At 57.4% G+C, this 21,258-nt stretch carries 22 protein-coding genes; 12 read left to right on the top strand and 10 right to left on the bottom strand.

All coding sequences use genetic code 11. The features are described 5' to 3' along the window. Positions 1-87 precede the first annotated feature (87 nt). The 7 genes from ACFIO0_RS06015 (at position 88) to lexA (ending at position 5,830) form a co-directional block, all read left to right on the top strand. Complete coding sequence (locus ACFIO0_RS06015) at positions 88-669, top strand: gamma-glutamyl-gamma-aminobutyrate hydrolase family protein (RefSeq protein ID WP_390914451.1); 582 nt, start codon at positions 88-90, stop codon at positions 667-669. Continuing rightward, entirely contained in the window at positions 666-1,685 is a 1,020-nt protein-coding gene (trpD, locus tag ACFIO0_RS06010; RefSeq protein WP_390914450.1) for an anthranilate phosphoribosyltransferase, read from the top strand. The genes ACFIO0_RS06015 and trpD overlap by 4 nt, the downstream gene beginning before the upstream one ends. Continuing rightward, positions 1,682-2,497, top strand: a complete 816-nt coding sequence (gene trpC / locus ACFIO0_RS06005) for an indole-3-glycerol phosphate synthase TrpC (RefSeq protein ID WP_390914449.1) — start codon at positions 1,682-1,684, stop codon at positions 2,495-2,497. The genes trpD and trpC overlap by 4 nt, the downstream gene beginning before the upstream one ends. Then, complete coding sequence (gene moaC, locus ACFIO0_RS06000) at positions 2,497-2,970, top strand: cyclic pyranopterin monophosphate synthase MoaC (RefSeq protein WP_390914448.1); 474 nt, start codon at positions 2,497-2,499, stop codon at positions 2,968-2,970. Before trpC ends, moaC begins: the two co-directional genes overlap by 1 nt. Beyond that, entirely contained in the window at positions 2,967-3,857 is an 891-nt protein-coding gene (locus ACFIO0_RS05995; protein WP_390914447.1) for a DUF4357 domain-containing protein, read from the top strand. The genes moaC and ACFIO0_RS05995 overlap by 4 nt, the downstream gene beginning before the upstream one ends. Further along, positions 3,854-5,026 (top strand): gephyrin-like molybdotransferase Glp, encoded by a 1,173-nt coding sequence (gene glp / locus ACFIO0_RS05990; protein WP_390914446.1) that lies wholly within the window; start codon positions 3,854-3,856, stop codon positions 5,024-5,026. The genes ACFIO0_RS05995 and glp overlap by 4 nt, the downstream gene beginning before the upstream one ends. Positions 5,027-5,125: 99 nt before the next feature. After that, positions 5,126-5,830, top strand: a complete 705-nt coding sequence (gene lexA, locus ACFIO0_RS05985; protein WP_390914445.1) for a transcriptional repressor LexA — start codon at positions 5,126-5,128, stop codon at positions 5,828-5,830. Positions 5,831-5,866: 36 nt separating this feature from the next. Here lexA and ACFIO0_RS05980 read toward each other — a convergent pair whose 3' ends face one another. Then, a complete protein-coding gene (locus ACFIO0_RS05980) occupies positions 5,867-7,894 on the bottom strand; it encodes a ComEC/Rec2 family competence protein (protein ID WP_390914444.1) in 2,028 nt (675 codons plus the stop codon). 106 nt (positions 7,895-8,000) lie between these two features. On the opposite strand from ACFIO0_RS05980, the gene gltX reads away from it, so the two are divergent. The 5 genes from gltX to ACFIO0_RS05955 all read left to right on the top strand — a co-directional run bounded on the left by gltX (position 8,001) and on the right by ACFIO0_RS05955 (position 13,359). Continuing rightward, positions 8,001-9,395, top strand: a complete 1,395-nt coding sequence (gltX, locus tag ACFIO0_RS05975) for a glutamate--tRNA ligase (RefSeq protein ID WP_390914443.1) — start codon at positions 8,001-8,003, stop codon at positions 9,393-9,395. Between the two features lie 154 nt (positions 9,396-9,549). Continuing rightward, a complete protein-coding gene (gene gltA / locus ACFIO0_RS05970; protein ID WP_390914442.1) occupies positions 9,550-10,845 on the top strand; it encodes a citrate synthase in 1,296 nt (431 codons plus the stop codon). 198 nt (positions 10,846-11,043) lie between these two features. After that, positions 11,044-11,859, top strand: a complete 816-nt coding sequence (locus ACFIO0_RS05965) for a calcium-binding protein (protein WP_390914441.1) — start codon at positions 11,044-11,046, stop codon at positions 11,857-11,859. Positions 11,860-12,025: 166 nt separating this feature from the next. Further along, positions 12,026-12,970 carry a calcium-binding protein gene (locus ACFIO0_RS05960; protein WP_390914440.1) on the top strand — a complete coding sequence of 315 codons (945 nt, stop codon included), beginning with the start codon at positions 12,026-12,028 and terminating at the stop codon, positions 12,968-12,970. Between the two features lie 83 nt (positions 12,971-13,053). Beyond that, the gene (locus ACFIO0_RS05955) at positions 13,054-13,359 is read left to right on the top strand and encodes a hypothetical protein (protein ID WP_390914439.1); all 306 of its coding nucleotides are present in this window, start codon (positions 13,054-13,056) and stop codon (positions 13,357-13,359) included. On the opposite strand, the gene ACFIO0_RS05950 is transcribed toward ACFIO0_RS05955, so the two are convergent. The 9 genes from ACFIO0_RS05950 to ACFIO0_RS05910 all read right to left on the bottom strand — a co-directional run bounded on the left by ACFIO0_RS05950 (position 13,356) and on the right by ACFIO0_RS05910 (position 21,197). Then, a complete protein-coding gene (locus tag ACFIO0_RS05950) occupies positions 13,356-14,129 on the bottom strand; it encodes an enoyl-CoA hydratase-related protein (RefSeq protein WP_390914438.1) in 774 nt (257 codons plus the stop codon). The two genes, ACFIO0_RS05955 and ACFIO0_RS05950, sit on opposite strands and share 4 nt — an antisense overlap. Before the next feature lie 76 nt (positions 14,130-14,205). Beyond that, positions 14,206-14,658 (bottom strand): cytochrome c-type biogenesis protein CcmH, encoded by a 453-nt coding sequence (locus ACFIO0_RS05945; protein WP_390914437.1) that lies wholly within the window; start codon positions 14,656-14,658, stop codon positions 14,206-14,208. Next, entirely contained in the window at positions 14,655-16,634 is a 1,980-nt protein-coding gene (locus ACFIO0_RS05940) for a heme lyase CcmF/NrfE family subunit (protein WP_390914436.1), read from the bottom strand. Before ACFIO0_RS05940 ends, ACFIO0_RS05945 begins: the two co-directional genes overlap by 4 nt. Positions 16,635-16,709: 75 nt before the next feature. Next, positions 16,710-17,285 (bottom strand): 3TM-type holin, encoded by a 576-nt coding sequence (locus tag ACFIO0_RS05935; protein ID WP_390914435.1) that lies wholly within the window; start codon positions 17,283-17,285, stop codon positions 16,710-16,712. Then, positions 17,276-17,887: a holin-associated N-acetylmuramidase gene (locus ACFIO0_RS05930; RefSeq protein WP_390914434.1), complete on the bottom strand. Its 612-nt coding sequence runs from the start codon at positions 17,885-17,887 to the stop codon at positions 17,276-17,278. The genes ACFIO0_RS05935 and ACFIO0_RS05930 overlap by 10 nt, the downstream gene beginning before the upstream one ends. Before the next feature lie 81 nt (positions 17,888-17,968). After that, positions 17,969-18,412: a cytochrome c maturation protein CcmE gene (gene ccmE, locus ACFIO0_RS05925; protein WP_390914433.1), complete on the bottom strand. Its 444-nt coding sequence runs from the start codon at positions 18,410-18,412 to the stop codon at positions 17,969-17,971. A 14-nt stretch (positions 18,413-18,426) separates the two neighbouring features. Then, positions 18,427-19,455 carry an N-acetyl-gamma-glutamyl-phosphate reductase gene (gene argC, locus ACFIO0_RS05920; RefSeq protein ID WP_390914432.1) on the bottom strand — a complete coding sequence of 343 codons (1,029 nt, stop codon included), beginning with the start codon at positions 19,453-19,455 and terminating at the stop codon, positions 18,427-18,429. Between the two features lie 27 nt (positions 19,456-19,482). Then, positions 19,483-20,292, bottom strand: a complete 810-nt coding sequence (locus ACFIO0_RS05915; RefSeq protein WP_390914431.1) for an aspartate/glutamate racemase family protein — start codon at positions 20,290-20,292, stop codon at positions 19,483-19,485. A 23-nt stretch (positions 20,293-20,315) separates the two neighbouring features. Next, a complete protein-coding gene (locus ACFIO0_RS05910; RefSeq protein ID WP_390914430.1) occupies positions 20,316-21,197 on the bottom strand; it encodes a 1-acyl-sn-glycerol-3-phosphate acyltransferase in 882 nt (293 codons plus the stop codon). Positions 21,198-21,258: the final 61 nt, after the last annotated feature.

The following is a 21,258-nucleotide window of genomic DNA, read 5'->3' as shown; positions in this document are numbered from 1 at the left end:
TGCCCTGAACCTACTTTCGCCCACTATAACGCTGGTATGGCCTCGGCCTCCACCTCAAAAAACACCTCTGGGACAAAGACTGCGCTTATGCTGCTTTTGATCGATAACTACGACAGTTTCACCTATAATCTGGTGCATTATTTAGGCTCTTTGGGCGCTGAAATCGAAATTCGGCGCAATGATGCCATTGATGTCCAAGAGGCTATGGCGATGAAACCCGCGGGAATTTTGCTGTCGCCCGGTCCGTGTGATCCGGATCAGGCCGGAATTTGCCTTGCGCTGACTGAAGCAGCGGCGGAAACCCGCACGCCCCTGTTGGGGGTCTGTCTGGGCCATCAAACCATCGGTCAGGCCTTTGGCGGCAAGGTCGTGCGCTGCCATGAAATCGTGCACGGCAAAATGGGTGATATGCACCACAAAGCCACCGGCGTTTTTGCCGGTTTGCCGACCCCGTTCGAGGCGACGCGCTATCATTCGCTGGTTGTCGATCGCGACACCCTGCCTGACTGTCTGGAAATCACCGCTGAGCTGCCAGATGGCACGATCATGGGCCTGCAGCATCGTGAATTGCCGATCCACGGGGTGCAGTTTCATCCTGAATCGATCCGCTCGGAACATGGACATGCATTGCTGCAAAACTTTGTGAACGAAATGAAGGTGGACGCATGAGCGATGCGCTAAAACCGCTGATCGATGCGGCGGCCAACGGGCCATTGACCCGCGCACAAGCCGAAGCTGCGTTTCAGATCTTGTTTGACGGCGAAGCAACGCCAAGCCAGATGGGTGGTCTGCTGATGGCCCTGCGCACGCGCGGTGAAACCGTCGATGAATACGCCGCTGCTGCTGCCGTGATGCGCGCCAAATGCAACGCCGTGCGCGCGCCTGCCGGTGCGATGGACATCGTCGGCACGGGCGGCGACGGCAAAGGCACGCTGAACATCTCAACCGCGACGGCGTTTGTTGTTGCCGGCGCTGGTGTCACGGTCGCCAAGCACGGCAATCGCAACCTGTCGTCCAAATCCGGTGCGGCAGATGCGTTGACGCAAATGGGCCTGAACGTGATGGTTGGTCCGGCGATCGTTGAACAGGCGCTAAACGAGGCAGGCATCGGGTTTATGATGGCCCCCATGCACCACCCCGCGATTGCCCATGTGATGCCAACGCGCGCAGAATTGGGCACGCGCACGATTTTTAATATCCTTGGGCCTTTGACCAATCCTGCGGGTGTGAAACGGCAACTGACCGGCGCGTTTTCACGTGATCTGATCCGCCCGATGGCGGAAACGTTGCTGCAATTGGGCTCTGAAAAAGCGTGGCTTGTGCATGGCTCTGATGGCACAGACGAGCTGACGATCACCGGCCTGTCTTGGGTCAGTGCGCTGGCCGATGGTGCCGTCATCGATTTCGAACTGCACCCCGAAGACGCAGGTCTGCCGGTGCATCCGTTCGAGGATATCATCGGCGGCACACCTGAAGAAAACGCGCGTGATTTCAACGCATTGCTGGGCGGTGCGCTAAACGCTTATCGCGACGCTGTGTTGCTGAATTCCGCCGCAGCCCTCGTGGTTGCAGACGCAGCAAGCGATTTGAAAACCGGCGTCGACATGGCCCGCACCAGCATCGACAGCGGTGCGGCTCGCGAAAAAATCAGCGCCGTGGCGCGCATCACCCAAGGTGCAACATGACAGATACAATTCTCGACAAAATCACAGCCTACAAACTACAGGAAGTGGCCGCAGACAAAGCCGCCAAATCCCTCGAAGAAGTGACCGGAGAGGCCAACGCCGCCCCCCCCGTGCGCCCGTTTGGCGATGCCCTGCGCGAGGCAGGTCGACACGGGTATGGCCTGATCGCAGAGATCAAAAAAGCCAGCCCGTCCAAAGGGTTGATCCGCGCTGATTTTGATCCCGCCGCCCACGCCGCCGCCTATGAGGCCGGTGGCGCTGCGTGCTTGTCCGTTCTTACGGATACACCCAGCTTTCAGGGCGCAAAAGATTTCTTGGTACAAGCCCGTGCCGCCTGTTCCCTGCCCGCCTTGCGCAAGGATTTCATGTACGATCCCTATCAAGTGGTCGAGGCCCGCGCGTTGGGGGCCGACTGCATTTTGATCATCATGGCCTCTGTGTCGGACGCCCAAGCAAGCGAGCTGGAATCAGTCGCATTTGATTGGGGTATGGACGTGCTGATCGAAGTCCACGACGCCGCCGAACTGGACCGTGCAACGCTGTTGAAAAGCCCGCTGATCGGGATCAACAATCGCAACCTCAAGACGTTCGAGACCTCGCTGGATACCACGCGCATCCTGTCAAAACAGGTGCCTGCGGACCGGATGATCGTTTGCGAAAGCGGGCTGAATACGCCTGCTGATCTGGCCGACATGGCGATGTACGGCGCGCGCACGTTCCTGATCGGCGAAAGCCTGATGCGGCAGGACGATGTTGCCGCTGCGACCCGGGCTTTGCTGGCCAATCCGCTGGTGCCGGGCGGTGCGATGTAATGGCCTTGACGCATTTTGACGGTAACGGCGCGGCACACATGGTCGACGTCTCTGACAAGGCGGTCACGGACCGTATCGCAGTGGCCGCCGCATGGATTAAGATGCAGCCGGAAACCTTTGAGATCATTACACAAGGACGCGCTAAAAAGGGTGACGTACTGGGGGTTGCGCGCCTTGCCGGCATCATGGCGGCCAAGAAAACATCGGACCTAATTCCGCTGTGTCATCCCCTGCCGATCACCAAGGTTGCGGTCGAACTGGAACCAGACGCAGACCTGCCCGGCATTCGCATCACTGCGACTGTCAAAACGACGGGTCAAACCGGTGTGGAGATGGAGGCGCTGACCGCCGCCTCAACCGCCGCGTTAACCGTCTACGACATGTCCAAAGCCGTCGACAAAGCCATGGAAATCGGTGGCTTGCACGTGCAGTTGAAAGACGGCGGTAAATCAGGGCGGCATGAGGCGAAATGAGCCTCGCGGGTCGTTCGCTAGAACTGTTTTTCATCGACGGCAAACCCGACGGGATGCTGACAGCCGAAGTGTTCAACTGGACAGGTCACGTGTTGCGCATTCCGCGCACGCTGATCAAGAAAGGTCTGGACCGGTCCGAGACAAATCAAACCGGTGTGTACGTACTGCTGGGCCAGACCGAAGACGGGCCGCTGGCCTATGTTGGCGAGGCCGAAGACATGCGCACACGGCTGCGCCAACACGTGTCGGGCAAGGATTGGTGGGACACTGCCGTTTTGATCACGACGACGGGTGACATGCTGCACAAAGCGCACGTGAAATATCTGGAATCACGGCTGGTTGAAATCGCGCGCAGTGTGGGGAACACGCCACTGGAAAACGCCTCAACCCCGCCCCGCAGTAGCCTGAGCGAAGCGGCTGTGGCGAATATGGAGAGCTTTCTGGACACGCTGAACATGGTGCTGCCGGCTGTCAAGATAGATCTGTTCACTCAGAAGAAACGAACGCCTGCACAGGTTTCCAGTCAACCAGAAGGCATCATTATGTTTGAAATTCCAAAAACGAAACATGGTGTTCAAGCGATAGCCGAACTGGTGAATGGGGAACTTGTTGTCAAAGCTGGCGCAAAAGCCCGCACGAGTTTTGCAAAGAACAGCAGCTCGACATACGAAAAACTACATCATGACCTGATGACAAATGGAACGTTGGTTGTCGAAGGAACACATGCGGTGTTTACCGCCGATTACGCATTTTCCAGCCCATCGGCTGCGGCCGCGGTTCTCAATGGGCGCGCCAGCAACGGGCGCCAAGATTGGCGTTTGATTCCATCTGGCCAAAAATACGTCGAATGGGAAGCCGCCCAAATATTGGAAGACACTCTGCAATGATCACCGTCCCAGACGCCCTTGAGCAGCTTTTCGCCCTCGTTTCCCCGCTCGAAATCGAGCACGTGCCGCTGCGCGCAGCCAATGGTCGGACCCTCGCGCAAACGGTGTACGCCAGCCGGACGCAACCGCCGTTCGCCGCCTCGTCGATGGATGGCTACGCGGTCAAATCGGCTGAGGTCGAAGACGACACCATGTTCAAAGTCATCGGCGAATCTGCGGCTGGTCATGGGTGGGATGGCACTGTTGGCCCCGGCCAGGCTGTGCGGATTTTCACCGGTGCGCCGGTCCCGCAAGGTGCTGATTTTGTTGTGATCCAAGAGGACGTGACCCGCCGTGGCGATCTGATCACCTTGGGTCGCGACATCAGCCCAAAGGACAATATCCGCCCCGCTGGCGTCGATTTCATGGCTGGTGATCCGCTAAATGCCCCTCGGGTTTTGACACCTGCGGACGTGGCTTTGCTTGCGTCGATGAATATCGCCGAAGTGCCTGTGCGGCGCAAACCGCAGGTCGCGCTGATCTCGACCGGGGATGAATTGGTGATGCCGGGGCAGGCGCCGGGGCCGGATCAGATCATTGCGTCCAACACCTTTGGGCTGGCCGCGATGTTGGAAAATATCGGGGCCGTGGCACGGATTTTGCCGATTGCGCGCGACAATGTGGATTCTTTGCGCACCGCGTTTCAGCTTGCTCAAGGTGCTGATTTGGTTGTGACAATTGGCGGTGCCTCTGTTGGTGATCACGATCTGGTTGCCCCGGTTGCCGCCGAAATGGGGATGGAGCAGTCGTTTTACAAAGTTGCGATGCGCCCGGGAAAACCCCTGATGGCGGGGCGGTTGAACGGCATGGCGATGATCGGTTTGCCGGGTAATCCGGTGTCGGCGATGGTGTGTGGCACGGTGTTTTTGGCCCCCGTTGTGCGGGCCATGTTGGGCTTGGGCAACGCCGCCGCGTCGCGCCGATCTGTGCCACTATCCGCACCCATCGCTGCAAACGGGCCGCGCGAACACTACATGCGCGGCTTTGCCGATCCATCCGGCGTGCGCAGCGCTGATCAGCAAGACAGCTCTTTGCTGAGCGTATTATCAGCCTCGAATGTTTTGATCGTGCGCGCCGCCAACGCCCCCGCCCAAGACACGGGCGAGATGGTGGATGTTCTCGACCTTTAAGAAAAAGTTGACACAAAACGGGAACATGACTAGAACAAACCCAAACCAACGTAGCAACGTAGCAACGATCATACGCAAAGTATGTGGGGAGGGATAGAAATGCTGACGAAAAAGCAACTGGATTTATTAGGCTTCATTCACAAACGTGTGCAACGCGACGGTGTCCCGCCCAGCTTTGACGAGATGAAAGAAGCGTTGGATTTGCGTTCAAAATCCGGAATTCACCGCCTGATTACAGCGCTTGAGGAACGCGGATTTATTCGCCGCCTTGCGCACCGTGCCCGTGCATTGGAAATCGTGAAACTGCCCGAAAGCATGGGGGGCGCGCCCAGTGTTGCCAGCGGTTTTACCCCGCGTGTGATCCAAGGTGATCGTCCTGACGGCCCGCCGCCTGCGTCCGCGATCCCTGTGACTGTGGATGCGTTTGATCTGCCGGTTATGGGCAAAATCGCCGCTGGTGTTCCGATCGAGGCGATCAACCAGATGTCGCATTCGGTGGCTGTTCCGGGTCAGATGTTGTCTGGCCAAGGCAACCACTATGCCCTTGAAGTCAAAGGCGATTCGATGATCGAGGCCGGCATCAACGATGGTGACGTGGTCGTAATTCAAGAGACCTCAGTGGCTGAAAACGGCGATATCGTTGTGGCCTTGGTCGAAGATCACGAGGCCACGCTGAAACGCTTTATGCGCCGTGGCAACACCATCGCGCTTGAGGCGGCCAACCCAGCCTACGAAACCCGCGTGTTCAGCGATGATAGCGTCAAGGTTCAAGGCAAATTGGTCGGTCTGATCCGCACCTATTGAGTACAGTCCAAGGTGGGCCTGCGGGCCCGTCTTGTCCTATTTCCAGCCTGACCATAGCCGATCACCACTGGCATCACGTGCCGTGTGCATCGTGACCTTTCCGCCCTTTTCGTAAAACGCCACGGCCCCGGTATCGCGCAGCGTCATCGGGTGGATGACCGTGCAGCCCGTGATGGCTTGTTCCGGCGTGACACTGGCGACAATCACTTGACCCGCGCGGCACGCCCTTAGGTCCGCCACCGCCTTTTTCCCAATGACATGCATCAATTCGACGTCGCCGATTTGCTTGGATTTCAAGCGATCCGGTGATGCCCCCCACCGCAAGGCCGCTGTGTCTTGGGCCGCTGGATCACCGTCGTTTTCCAACCAGTTTGAGGCGACGAACCCTGCGCCTTTGGGTTTGCTCAGCGCGCGTCCATCGGTGGTCATGACCCCGATAATCGACGCCGAATCCGACACCAACGCCACTGGCCGTTCGCCCTGCCCCCACAGCACAAACGCCGCAATCATCGGGATGACACCGATCACGCGGCTGCGCCCTTGCCACAAGATCACCCACAGCGCGCCGAGCGCGAGCATTGGCAAGACAATTGCGCCGGGCCCCATCACGTACCCACGCGCGCCGTCCATCGCAGCGACGTAATCGGCGACGCCCAAAATCCAGCGCAAACCAAGACCCATCAGCCATAGCCCGACAGCCTCTAATCCGAAGGGGGCCAGGATCAGCGCCAGCACCGCGGCGGGGATCACGAGAAACCCCATCAGTGGAACGCTCAGCAAATTGGCCAGCAGCCCGTAATGCGCGACGGTGTTGAAATGTGCGGCCCCAATCGGGCCTGTTGCCAATCCGGCCACAGCCGAGGAAATCACAACAGCAACAACCGGTTGCGCCCATTTCGGGCCTAATTTGATTTGATTGTCGCGGATCCATTCGAACACAGCGACCAAGGCTGCGGTGGCGGCAAAGGACATCTGAAACCCGGGGCCTAACAACGCCTCAGGGCGCAGGATCAACACGACGATGGCGGCAATGGCGACGGCCCGCAAACTAATGGCGCGGCGATCCAACATGACGGCGCAAAGCATCACGGCGACCATCACAAAAGCGCGTTCAGTCGACACATTCCCCCCCGAAAGCGCAAGGTACACGGCCGCAGAAATTAACGCGCCGCCAGCGGCAACTTTGCGCACCGGCATGCGTTGTCCGACATAAGGCAAGATGATCAGGATCAGCCGCAGCAGCGCAAAAACAAAGCCGGTCAGTAGTCCCATGTGCAGGCCTGAAATAGCAATCAGATGCGCGGTGTTGCTGGCGCGCAAATCAAGCAGCGCGTCCTTGCTAAGCCCGCTGCGATCCCCCGTCGTGACCGCCGCGGCAAACCCGCCCACATCGCCGGGCAGCAAGTGGCGCACGTGGGCTGAGACATCCATACGGATGCGGAAAATCCGTTGCGACCAATCGTTTTTGGACAGGGCTATCGCCAGCAGTGGCACACGCGTATAACCGACACCGCCCAGTTCCGCGAACCACGCGTGGCGTTGAAAATCAAAGCCACCCGGTTCGACAGGACCGCTGGGGGGCGACAAATGGCCGGTGGTCATGACCCGCAATCCCGGCTTTGGATCGATCCCTAGTGCACTGTCGCCGTGCAGCGAAATACGCACACGTGTCGGGGTTCGGTTTGGGGCAACGCGGTCCAGTCGGACTTGGTCCAACGTCAAGCGCACGGCGTCAGATCCGCTGCGGTCCATGCCGACAATCCGCCCCTCGATCGGGCCGTAATACCGCCAGCTGAGCACCGGATGATCCAGCGAATGTGCCCGTGATGCGGCCAGTACAAAACCGCCTAGGATCAAGGCGATGGCAATCAGGAATGGGCCAAAAACTTCGGAGATACGCCAGCCGATCAGCAGGCACGCCAAGGCCAACCCGCCTGCCCCGAACAACAGCGCCGTGCTTGGTTCAAAACGTAGCGAAAAATAGCCGCCGATGCCGATGGCCATGCACACCGGAACCCACGCAAACATATGTCCGCGTTGCGTTAAAATGGTCGTCGCTAACATTGTTGCGCCTTTTCACCTTCGCCGCCTGCTTGCCCCCGCCCGCGCCGCTCGGTAGATAGTGGCCAATGCTATCTCTTTGATGGTTACTGAAAGGTTAATGCCCCTCATGTCCCAAGCTGTTGTCACGCGTTTTGCCCCGTCCCCTACGGGTTTTTTGCACATTGGCGGGGCGCGCACGGCCTTGTTCAACTGGCTGTTTGCCCGTGGTCGTGGTGGTAAATTTCTGCTGCGGATCGAGGACACGGACCGCGAGCGGTCAACCCCCGAGGCAACGGCAGCAATTTTGCAAGGCATGGCGTGGTTGGGGTTGGATTTTGATGGCGATGTGATCAGCCAGTTTGACGGCGCCGCGCGTCACGCAGAGGTCGCCCGCGATCTGCTTGCGCAGGGCAAAGCATACAAATGTTTCTCGACCCAAGACGAGATCCAGGCCTTTCGCGATGCTGCAAAGGACGCCGGCACCTCGACGCTATTTCGCAGCCCTTGGCGCGATGTAACGGATCACCCTGATGCGCCTTTTGTTGTGCGGATCAAAGCGCCGCGCGACGGTGTGACAGTGATCCGCGATTCTGTTCAGGGCGACGTGACCATTCGCAACGACCAGCTGGATGACATGGTGCTGCTGCGCTCTGACGGGACGCCGGTGTACATGCTGGCGGTGGTTGTGGACGATCACGACATGGGCGTGACCCACGTGATCCGCGGTGACGACCACCTGAACAATGCCGCGCGCCAGATGACGATTTACAATGCGATGGGGTGGGACGTGCCGGTTTGGGCGCATATTCCGCTGATCCACGGCCCCGATGGCAAGAAACTGTCGAAGCGGCATGGCGCAACCGGTGCGCAGGAATATCAGGCGTTGGGCTACCCCGCCGCTGGTATGCGCAACTACCTGACGCGACTGGGCTGGAGCCATGGCGACGACGAGTTTTTCACCGACGCCCAAGCGCTAGAGTGGTTTGATCTGACCGGCATTGGCAAAAGCCCGGCCCGTCTGGATTTCAAAAAGCTGGAAAACATCTGCGGGCAGCACATTGCTGTGGCGGATGATGCTGCGTTGCAGCGCGAAATCATCGCCTTTCTTGCCGCTTCTGATCAACCTGCGTTCACAAAATCACAAGAGACCGGCATTTTGGCAGCGCTGCCGATTTTGAAAGAACGGGCGAAAACCTTTCCTGAACTCCTTGATAAAGCCGAATTTATTCTAGCTTCGCGCCCGATCCTGCCCGAGGAAAAAGCCGCCAAACACCTTGATACGGTATCCCGTGGTATACTGAGTGAATTGACGCCGCACTTGCAAACTGTTAGCTGGGTCCGAGACAGTCTTGAGGCTGTCCTGAACGATTTCGCCGAAGGTAAAAATACCAAGTTTGGCAAGCTGGCTGGTCCATTGCGGGCCGCCCTTGCAGGACGCGCAGCAACGCCTTCGGTTTTTGACATGATGCTGGTTTTGGGGCGTGATGAAACGCTGGCCCGCATCAATGACGCGGCGACCTGATACAGTTTTAACCGGTTGGTAAGGCACGCCACGATAACGAAGCACATGGGGCTGATTTGGCCCCTCAAGAATGGACCCGTTTGCGCGCATCAATTTGGCGCGCAGGGCCACACGCCAGCAGGAGAATCCTGCGGCCGACATAGGAAGGGATGACATGTCCGAGACGCAAAAATCCGCAACGCTGAGCATTGATGGCCAAGAGTATGATTTGCCAATATTTTCGCCCACAGCAGGCCCTGATGTCCTTGATATCCGCAAGCTTTATTCCCAAGCAGGCGTATTCACGTACGATCCGGGTTTCACATCGACTGCCAGCTGTGACAGCACAATTACGTTCATCGACGGCGACAAAGGCGAACTGCTGCACCGCGGCTATCCGATCGACCAACTGGCGGCGAATTCGCACTACCTAGAGGTCTGCTATTTGCTGTTGTACGGCGAATTGCCCTCCCCGGCAGAACTCGAAGATTTCGAATCGCGCGTGACAAATCACACGATGATCCACGAACAGATGATGTATTTGTTCCGTGGTTTCCGCCGCGATGCCCATCCAATGGCGATCATGAACGGTGTGGTTGGGGCGATGTCTGCCTTTTACCATGATTCCACCGATATTTCCGACCCTTGGCAACGCGAAGTCGCCTCGATCCGGATGATTGCGAAAATGCCGACAATTGCGGCAATGGCGTACAAATATACAATCGGTCAGCCGTTTGTGTATCCGCGCAATGATCTGGATTACGCATCGAACTTCTTGCGCATGTGCTTTGCTGTGCCGGCCGAAGATTACGAAGTGAACCCGATTTTGGCCCGCGCCATGGACCGGATTTTCACGCTGCACGCCGATCACGAACAGAACGCGTCAACATCGACCGTGCGTTTGGCGTCGTCCTCGGGTGCGAACCCGTTTGCGTGTATCGCTGCCGGTATCGCCTGTCTTTGGGGCCCTGCCCACGGTGGTGCAAACCAAGCCTGCTTGGAAATGCTGAAAGAAATCGGCACGCCCGATCGCATTCCTGAATTCATCGCCCGCGCCAAGGACAAGAACGATCCGTTCCGCCTGATGGGCTTTGGTCACCGTGTTTACAAAAACTTTGACCCACGCGCGACCGTGATGAAAGAAAGCGCCGACGAAGTTCTGGAACTGATGGGCGTCGAAAACAATCCGATCCTGCAAGTGGCCAAAGAACTCGAAGCGGCGGCTTTGGCTGATCCATATTTTGCGGAAAAGAAACTGTTCCCGAACGTTGATTTCTATTCCGGCATCATCCTCGAGGCGATGGGTTTCCCGACATCGATGTTCACCCCTATCTTTGCGGTCAGCCGCACAGTCGGTTGGATTTCGCAGTGGAAAGAGATGATCGCAGACCCACAAAACAAGATCGGACGTCCGCGCCAGTTGTATCTGGGCGAAACCAGCCGCAACTACGTGGATATCGAAAACCGTTAACTTTGTTTCGGGCCACACGGCTCGAATCAAACGCAAAAATCAAACCGCTCCAACATCATGTTGGGGCGGTTTTTTGCTGTTATCCTTTGGACTTTGCCTTTCTGTTTCCCGGCCTGAAACAGTGAACGCCCAAAATTTGAAAACTCAAATTCAAAACGTTAACGAATGGTAAATTTGTAAGTTAAAAGGGATCTTCCGATGGTCGGTATTGCATTATTAAGTTTGTTGGGCTGGGGCCTTGTTTACACCTTGGTATTTGAAGATGACGACGATCCGGTCGCGGCCAAATCCGAAGATGAAACCGATGACAGCACAACAAACCCGCCTGTCGACCCATCCACAGAGGGCACCGATATTCTGGAAGGTGGCGCAGGCGAAGACCGTGTCTTTGGCAACGGCGGCGACGATCTGATCACCGGTGCGGCGGGCGATGACGAATTGTTTGGCGGCGCGGGCACTGACATTGTGCTTGGACAAGACGACGACGACTTTGTGCGCGGTGGCGCAGACGACGACCTGCTAACTGGCGGCGAAGGCGAAGACACCCTGCGCGGCGACGCAGGAGACGACGTGATCCTCAGCGCCGATTTGCTCGACGAAGCGGCCTTTATTGCGTCACTCGAGGGCGCAGTGAGCACTGACGAAGTTGAGGTGAATTTCACCTTCGATTCAGACGAAGACGAAGCCGACACCGTGTTTGGTGGTTTTGGTGACGACTTGATTTTGTTCGGCAGCAACGACGTTGTGTCCGGCGGCGAAGGGGCCGACACCTTGACCGCAGGCGACTGGATGGAACCCGGCGACGAGGCCGTCATAACCGATTTTGAACGTGGCACCGATGTGCTGGTTTACTCGTACGCGGCTGACGCTGAAACACCTGTAGTGACCTTTGGTGAAACCGATGACGGTGCCGCCGAAGTGCGAATCGATGACCAGGTTGCCATGGTTCTTCTGGGTGTGGATGTCAGCACATTAAGCGCCACAGATATCGTACTGACGCAACGCCCCACTTAGGCGTGTACTGACAACTGAAGGGCGATGGACCGATCAGGATCTTCGCCTAAAAAGGGAAATATCAAGGTGATTGTTTCGCTCTTTCAAACAGTGATCGTGGTTTTCTTGACCTGACCCAAGGTCGCGCTTTAGCCTCAATTCAAGACGAATGTGTGGGGATTGACGATTGATACAGTTTTTACTTTTTGCGATCCCCGGGCTGTTGCTGGGCTATGGTGTTTACGAGTTGGTGGACGACGATGACAATGATCGTACCGATAACAATCAGACCCTGACGGGCAACGATCAGGCCAATGACATCGATGGCAAAAGCGGCAGCGATTTGATCGCGGGCCTTGATGGCAACGACAACATCCAAGGCGGCTCTGGCAACGACACGATCGAGGGCGGTGCGGGTGACGACGTGATTGTGGCCGAGCAAGACAACGATGTGGTCAGCGGTGGTGAAGGCAATGATTTGCTGCTGGGGGGCACTGGCGACGATGCGATTGACGGCGACGCGGGCGAAGACTGGGTCGAAGGTGACGCGGGCAACGACACGCTAGACGGCGGCGCGGACACCGATCTGGTGATTGGCGGCGAAGGGTCCGATGACTTGTCTGGTGGCACCGGCGATGATGCGCTGTTTGGCGGCACAGTGGCGGGCACGCCCTTGAACCTGACCGATCTGATCGCCCTGCGCGATGGTGCTGAATTGGCCGATGTTTTGAACACCACAGCGGACAGCCAGGCGGTGTTTAACGATGACAACACGGCCGACACCCTAAGCGGTGGTGAGGGTGACGATCTGCTGATTTTAGGCGCTGACGACACCGGTTCAGGCGGCGAAGGGGCCGATACTTTTGCGGTGCTTCTGGATCAAGTGGATGCCGAAACCCAAACGGGCGGCCCTGCCTTGATCACGGATCTGGCCGATGACGATGCTTTGGTTCTGATGACCAACGACGATGCGACGCCGGACATTACAGTCGTCGCCGATGGTGAAGATGCGATTGTGTCTGCAGACGGTGAAATCGTGGCACGGGTTACGGGCGCTGGCAACACATTGACCGCAGCGGCGATCACGATTATTCCCGCGCCGCTAATCAGCGATCTTGACCCGAACCGCTAGGGTCGGAATTTGCGACAAACACGAGACGAACCGGGGCATTCCCGACCAACACGCGCTAGAAATAAAAGAAGGGGCATGACAATATGACCACCTCAGATCGCTACAACGATGGATTGGACAAGCAATGGGATGCCTTGTTGCGCGCGCCCATGACCGAAACCGAAGTCGCATTTGTGTCAGATCCCGAAGAAGACACGGACCAGATCGTCGTGATTTATAACGCTCGAAATGCTCCGCCAGTCGTCACGATTGACGCAAACAGCCATCCGTCAATTTTTACGCTGCGCGCGGATGGGGCCCCATTGGCGGTGTTGTCACGTGACGCAGAACATGTTCCGGACGCAAACGACGTCGTTCTTATTGCGCGCCACGCTGTTCAGCGGGTTTAGCGGCCCTCAAAACCGGCTTTGCGTTTTTCCATAAACGCCAAAACGCCTTCTTTGAAATCACGGGTGCGACCACAATTGCCCTGCTCTTTTGCTTCAAGCGCCAGTTGTTCGTCACGCGTATTGTCCCACGTGCCGCGAATTGCGATTTTGGCAGAGGCATAGGCCGCCGTTGGCCCATTCGCCAAATAGGCTGCGCGGGCTTTCCAATGATCGACAAAGACACCGTCGTCGACGGCCTCCCAGATCATGCCCCAGTTGTCGGCCTGCCGTGCGGTGATTTTGTCGGCAAACAGGGACGCGCCCATTGCCTTGGCCATGCCCATCGTGCGCGGCATCGTGTAGGTACCACCTGCGTCCGGGATCAGGCCGATGCGGGTGAAGGCTTGCATGAAATATGCGCTTTCGGATGCGATCACGACGTCAAATGCCAGCGCAAGGTTGGCCCCCGCCCCCGCCGCCGCACCGTTTACCGCCGCAATTGTCGGGACAGGGCAATCAAAGATCGCGCGCAACATCGGTTCGTATTCGTCGCGCAATGATTGTTCCGGATCACCGTCGCCCCCCGATCGGTCACCCAAATCCTGACCCGAGCAGAACGCCCGCCCTGACCCCGTCAGCACAACGCAGCGCGCCTTTTTGCCAGACACGGTCATCGCATGCTGAATTTCGGCGCGCATTTGCGTGTTCATCGCGTTCATCACATCCGGACGGTCCAGCATGATTGTGGCGACACCATCAGCGATGTTCAGGGTAAGCGTTTGATAATCCATGAGCGCGGCTTTCTATTCAAGGGCGTGTTGCCCCCTCAATATCAAACCAATCAGTTCAGAAAAGCGAAACCGCGCGTCATTCTTCTAATATCTTCGCCAAACGGGCGGCTTCATCGTCGCTAAGCCGGTCGTCTTGGGGGGTGACTGCGCGGGCGCGCCCTCGGATATAGACCAGTCCGGTGGCCCCCGCGATCAGCAACATCAATGGCCCTGCCCCCCACAGCAACCAATTGGCCCCGGTGACGCGCGGCTGCAACAGCACGTATTCGCCGTAGCGTTCGACAATAAAATCAACAGTTTGGGTGTCGCTGTCGCCTGCCACCAGACGTTCACGCACCAAGATGCGCAAGTCACGCGCCAGCGACGCGTGGCTTTCATCGATGCTTTCGTTTTGACAAACCAGACACCGCAAGCCTTTGGAAATCTCGCGTGCGCGGGTTTCCAAAACCGGATCATCCAGAATTTCGTCTGGTTCCACCGCCATCAGCGGTGCTGCCAACAGCATCAGTATGAAGACCAAGCGTTTCATTCGGCGGGCACGTTGTTTGGGGCCGGCATTGGCGCTGATTTGCGCGCCCCCGCAGCAACGCGGAACCGTCGGTCAGACAGGCTTAGCATGCCACCCAAGGCCATCAGCGCGCAGCCAATCCAGATCCAGTTGGTCAACGGTTTGACGTAAACCCGCACGGCCCAACCGCCCTGCGCCTGCTCGTCTCCGATTACAACATAGACGTCGCGCGCGAGGTTGTAGTGGATCGCGGCTTCGGTTGTGGGCATTTGCGCCACGGGATAAATGCGTTTTTCCGGGGCCAGCTGTGCAAGTATTTTGCCGTCACGCGCCAGTGTAATATCGGCAATCGTGGCCAGATAATTCGGGCCCTCGGCCTCGCGCACAGCGTTTAACGTGAATGTGTACGCGCCCACGTCGTAGGGCTGCGCGATCTGCGCAACACGGATATCTTCGTATTGCCACGACGTGATTCCAGCCACGCCCAGCATCGTGATGCCAAGGCCGGAATGCGCAACCATCTTGCCCCAATCGGCACGTGGCAGACGCCGCAAACGACGCCAGCGATCACCGCCGCGCCCTGTACGTGAAACCAGATCGATCACCGCACCCATCACGACCCATGCCGCCAAAAACACGCCAATCGGACCCAAAACCGAGCGCCCCGTTTGCATCGCCCAAACCAGACCGGCAATCGCCAGCGCCAGCACAAAGGCATAGCGCAGCGGATACATCACGCGCTTTAGATCGGCTCGTTTCCACGGCAGCATCGCACCCACAGGCAAGATCAGCCCAAGGCCCAGCATGAACGGCGTGAACGCCATGTTGAAAAACGGCGGCCCGACCGACAGCTTGCGATCAAAGAACATTTCGGCGACCAGCGGCCACATCGTGCCGACAAAGACCACAAAACAACTGACGGCCAGCAGGATGTTGTTGGTCAGGATCGCGCTTTCACGACTGACCAGACCGAACACGCCCTTGGCCTCCATCGTGCCGGCGCGCAGGGCGAACAGGATCAGCGCACCGCCTGTGAAAAAGGCGAGGATCATCAGAATGAACACGCCGCGCTCGGGGTCATTTGCAAAGGCATGCACCGACGTCAGTAGGCCTGAGCGTACGATGAATGTACCGATTAAGGAAAAGCCAAACGCTAGGATCGCCAGCAAGATTGTCCATGATTTCAGGCTTTCGCGCTTTTCCACGACGATGGCGGAATGCAGCAATGCGGCGGCCAAAAGCCAAGGCATGAACGATGCGTTTTCCACCGGATCCCAGAACCAAAAACCGCCCCAGCCAAGTTCGTAGTAGGCCCACCAAGAGCCAAGCGCGATGCCGATGGTCAGGAAAATCCACGCCGCCAACGTCCATGGACGCACCCAACGGCCCCACGCCGCGTCAACGCGACCTTCGATCAATGCGGCCACGGCAAAGCTGAACGCCATGCTGAGCCCCACGTAACCGAGGTACAAAAACGGAGGGTGAAAAGCGAGACCTGGGTCTTGGAGCAACGGGTTCAAATCCTGCCCGTCAAAGGGCGGCGTCGCAAGGCGCGCAAACGGGTTCGATGTGAACAGGATAAAGGCAAAAAACGCCACGGCAATCGCGGATTGAACGGCCAGAACACGGGCCCGCAGGCTGGGCGGTAGATTGCCGCCGAACCATGCCGCCGTTGCCCCGAACAGGGTCACAATCAGCACCCACAGCAACATCGATCCTTCGTGATTGCCCCATGTTCCGCTGATTTTGTACAGCATCGGTTTGGCCGAATGGCTGTTCAGCACCACAACTCGCAGCGAAAAATCAGAGACAATAAAGGCCCACATCAAGGCCCCGAACGCGAAGGCCGTCAGCAAAAATTGTGCCGAGGCCGCAGGTTCCCCCAACGCCATCCAAGACCGCCAGCCTTTGTGCGCGCCGACCAGCGGTACCACGCATTGAACGATTGCCACCATAAAGGCGAGGATAAGGGCAAAGTGACCAAGTTCAGTAATCATGGCTTAGGTATAGGTCGCAAGGCTGCGCGCGCCAATGGAATTCGACGCGCGCGCGTGTTCACATTGTCGCGGGTCCTAAATCTTGCGGATGCGCTGCCAAGCCTCAAGCGCTGCATTGCCGTCCGGCAGGATCGAGGCCACGCCCAAACGCGTATCACCCGATGTGTTTGCGGCACCGACGTCTTGGGCCCGCAAGGTTTTCAGCGCCTTGATGTTTTCCATCACTTGCGGAACCGCAGTCATTGTTCCGACGATTTCCCGCTGGAATTGTTGGCTTTTCACTTGATGGCGGGCGCCAAAATAGAACGACACGATGACGCCTAGCAGCCACCAAAGCGGCTCTGGCACCAGCGCGATACCTTGCATGCGCTGCGAAAACCACAACGGTTCCACCATCGCCGACACGAACAAACCCAAAGTGCCAAGCGCAAGCAAAGGGCGCGGCAAACGGTTCACGCCGTCCATAAACCGATCAAAGCCACCCTGACGCGGCACTGCGAATTCCTCGCTGTATTGGCGCATCGCTTGCATCTGAACAGTGGCACCACGCGCGGCCCCCGCTTCGGCGTTTTCACGAAACACTTCGGCCGTTTCGCGCACCACATTGCCGCCGCCAAACATCACTTGAAACACACGTTCAATCAGGCCCATCGCGCCACCCTCCGTTCAAATTCTTCAGTTGTTAAATGATAGGCAGGCGCGATAAATTCCTCGGCCCGCTTGATCCAGCCACCTTTGCCGCCCTTGCGATTACGCGCATATTTGCGGCTGGCGGCACGTTTGTCAGCCAGTCGGAAATAGTAATTGCGCCGGGCAATTCCGTAGGCATCGACCAGGTGACCTGCGGCCTGATCATGCACCAAATGTGCAGCCCCAATCGACATCGGACCCAGCGCGCCATCAACGCTGACCTCTTGGCCCATGTCGCGCAACAAACGTTGCAGGATCTTTATCGCATTGCCACCGGCGTTAACGTACATGTCGAACACCGATGCTTGCAGCGGTATCGGCAATTCGGCAATGCGAGGGCGATCAAAATAGTGCGTCACAAAGATGTCGATGGCCTGATCGCGGGTCAGCCGTTTGACATCCTGCGTATCCACATCACCGTCACGGTCCAGATCAAGACCCAAACGCCGCATTGTGTGGATCGTCACGCCAAAATTTGTCGCACCACCGGGATCATCGGGGTCATTGACGTACCCGCCTTCGCGGTGCACGATCTCTGTCGCGATCTGTTTGACACTTTGCATAAATTCCCACGCTTTCGCTGCTCTGATTTGGGGTCAAAGTGCGCGCATGAGGTTAACGATGCGTGGTGTCTGCGTTCGGTGCTATCCGTTGGGGTCTTGGTAGACACCCTGTTCTTTTAGCGCATCTACGACTTCGGATGGCATGTAATTTTCATCATGTTTGGCAAGTATTTCAGTGGCTTCAAAGACACCGTTGATGTAGCGACCGGTGGCCACAGTGCCTTGGCCTTCGCCGAACAAATCGGGGCGGATACCCGTGTAGCTGACCGGCACGGACGCGCCGCCATCGGTCACCACAAAGGTAATGCTTTCACCTTGGCCAATCACCAACGACCCGTCTTCGACCAAGCCACCAATGCGGAAAATCTCGGTTGCGGCAGGTGGCATTTCGACCACTTGGGTTGGAGAGCGGAACAGGTTGATGCCGTCCTTTAGCGCGTACCCGATCAAGGCCGTCGACAATGCCAAGGCAACCGTCGCGACGACAATAACTTGGATACGGCGCTGTTTTTTAAGCGATTTCATGTCAGGCCTTTGGCTTAAGGAAATAGCGGTGCCATCATCAGCCCCGTCGTCTCTTTGATACCTAGCATCAGATTGGCGTTTTGCAACGCTTGGCCCGAGCTGCCCTTGGTCAAATTATCCAGCGCTGCGATCACAATTGCGCGTCCTTCAATGCGGTCTGCGACCACACCGATGTGGCAGAAATTCGAGCCGCGAATGTGGCGAGTGCTGGGCGCTTCGCCCATTGGCAGAACCTCAATAAACGGCTCGTTTTCATAGGCTTGTGCCAATGTATCGTAAATCACCTGTGGATCACCTTTGACATAGGTTGTCGCCAGAATGCCGCGATTGGCCGGCACAAGATGCGGGGTGAACTGAATTTTGATGTCCCGCCCCGCAACCGCGCTGAATTCCTGATCAAATTCGCCCATGTGCCGGTGCGTGCCACCAACCGCATAGGCGTGATACCCTTCGGACAATTCGGCGTGCAGCAGGTTTTCCTTAAGCGCGCGCCCTGCCCCTGACACAGCACATTTCAGATCCAAAATGATTTCGTCCAGATCGATCACGCCAGCCGCGATCAAGGGCCGCAAAGCAAACTGGCCTGTGGCCGCATTACACCCTGTTCCCGCAACCAGACGCGCATTTGTGATCTCGTCGCGGTAAAATTCGGTCAGGCCGTAAACCGCCTCTGATTGCATTGCGACTGCACCATGCGCGTTGCCGTACCACGCCTCGTAGGCTTGCGGGTCGCGCAGCCGGAAATCAGCGCTGAGATCAACAATCTTAAGATCTGCCGGCAGATCACGGATCACTTCCTGACTGGTTTTGTGAGGCAGCGCACAAAAGCACAGGTCAATGCCTGACCAGTCGATTTGATCAAACGAAACCATGGTCGGCAGGTCCAAATGACGCAGATGCGGAAACACCTGCGCGATCGTTTGACCCGCTTTAGAATAAGCCCCTAAGGCTTTGATTTGCATTGAAGGATGCTGAGAAATGAGCCGGATAAGTTCAGCGCCAGTGTAGCCACTGGCCCCAAGAATAGCGATGGAATGTGTCATGGTTCTTCTTTGTCTTAAAATTCAGTTTTATGCGGATTCAAAGATGATTTGTCGTCGCAAGAACTGAGTAGCGCGGTCGCTGACACGCTTGGGATCACCCGTGGTCAGATAGGCAGAGGTGCCCGCGCCGATTTTGTCGGGATGGCGTTCAAGGTAGTCGGCCAGGCTGTCGCCCACCAGATTGGCTTGGGAATATAGCGTGACATCCGGGCCCAAGGCCTCTTGGAATGTCTCGGCCATCAACGGGTAATGGGTGCAGCCCAAAATGCCTGCATGGGGTTCGGGCATCTTGCGTTTCAACGCGTCCACATGGCTGCGCACCAGCGCTTCGGCCAAAATCATGTCACCGTCCTCGATCGCATCGACAACACCGCCGCACGCCTGCGCTTCGACGTCGACACCGATGGCGCGAAATGCCAATTCCCGCTGAAAGGCCCGACTGGACACAGTTGCGGGCGTCGCAAACAGCGCGACGTGTTTTACATCGACCTCGCGCGGCGGCGAATTGTCGCCCCAATCGCGTTCGGTCAGCGCCTCGATCAGTGGCACAAACACGCCCAAAACGCGTTTGTCTGTTGGAATCCAACCCTCTTGCATCCGGCGCAAGGCTGCAGCCGACGCCGTGTTGCAGGCCAAAATCACCAGATCGCAGCCCGCATCGAACAGGCGTTGCACAGCCGCGCAGGTCAGGTGGTAAATATCGTCTGCCGTGCGCACGCCGTAAGGTGCGTTGGCGCTGTCGGCGAGATACACGAATTCAACGTCAGGCAAGCGCTTTTGCACTGCCTCCAGAACGGTCAAACCGCCCAAACCACTGTCAAAAATGCCCACAGCCATTGTTTTTCACCCGCGTGCACCGCTTAGCTGCGGCGCTTTTTCTCAAACTCATAGCCCAGATCAAAGGTCTTTGCTGGGCTTGGATTTAGCTCATACGTCGCTTTGCGCAGGAAATCCATCATCTGTTTGGAATCCCCCGCCAATGGGTCCAATTGCGCGCGCCTAATCGGATCGCCAATTACAACGCGCACCGGCGTATCGACCCGCTTTTTGAACTCTTTGATCAGCAACCCCAGCCGCAATGTCGAATGCATATGGCTCGCGATTTGGAACAAACGACTGGTGTGCCCATCAAAAAATACCGGCACAACCGTAGCATTGGATTTTGCCACCATGCGGGCGGTGAACCCGCGCCAGCCAGGGTCCATCGGCTTGCCAAAAGGACGCTCGGCCGTGCTGACGGTGCCACCCGGAAAGATGCCAATGGCCCCCCCCTGATCCAGATAGTTCAGCGCGTTTTTGCGCGTTTCGATGTTTTGGCGCACTGCATCTTTTGTCTGATCAAACGAAATCGGCAGCAAGATGCGGTTCAGGTCTTCGGCTTTGCGAAACACCGAATTTGCCAGAATACGGAAATCTCCACGGGTTTGGGACAGAATATGCCCCATCATCATGCCGTCCAGAATGCCGTAGGGGTGGTTCGCGATCAGGATCAGCGGGCCGTCTTTGGGAATGTTGGACAGTGCCCCACCTGCGATTTCCAAACTTAGCCCGTAGCGCTCGACCATCACCGCCCAAAAATCGCGGCCCGCCGCCACATCATCCTCGTATCCCGAAGCACGCTTGATCAAGCGCATCCTGCCTGTGGTATTTTCCATCAACCGGATCATCGCGCGGCCGCCAACGGTCGCTGCGGCATGCGCATAGCTAATCTCACGGGTGATATCTCGTTTCTGGTTCAGCATGCCGATCCTATGCCGTGTTTATGCGTAACAACAACTTAAGGGTGTGCGCCGCCTCTGCCTA

The organism is Pseudosulfitobacter sp. SM2401 (assembly GCF_042932805.1).
Classification (GTDB): domain Bacteria; phylum Pseudomonadota; class Alphaproteobacteria; order Rhodobacterales; family Rhodobacteraceae; genus Ascidiaceihabitans.
The sequence above is the reverse complement of the archived record's forward strand: the minus strand, read 5'-3'. Positions and strand labels throughout refer to the sequence as shown.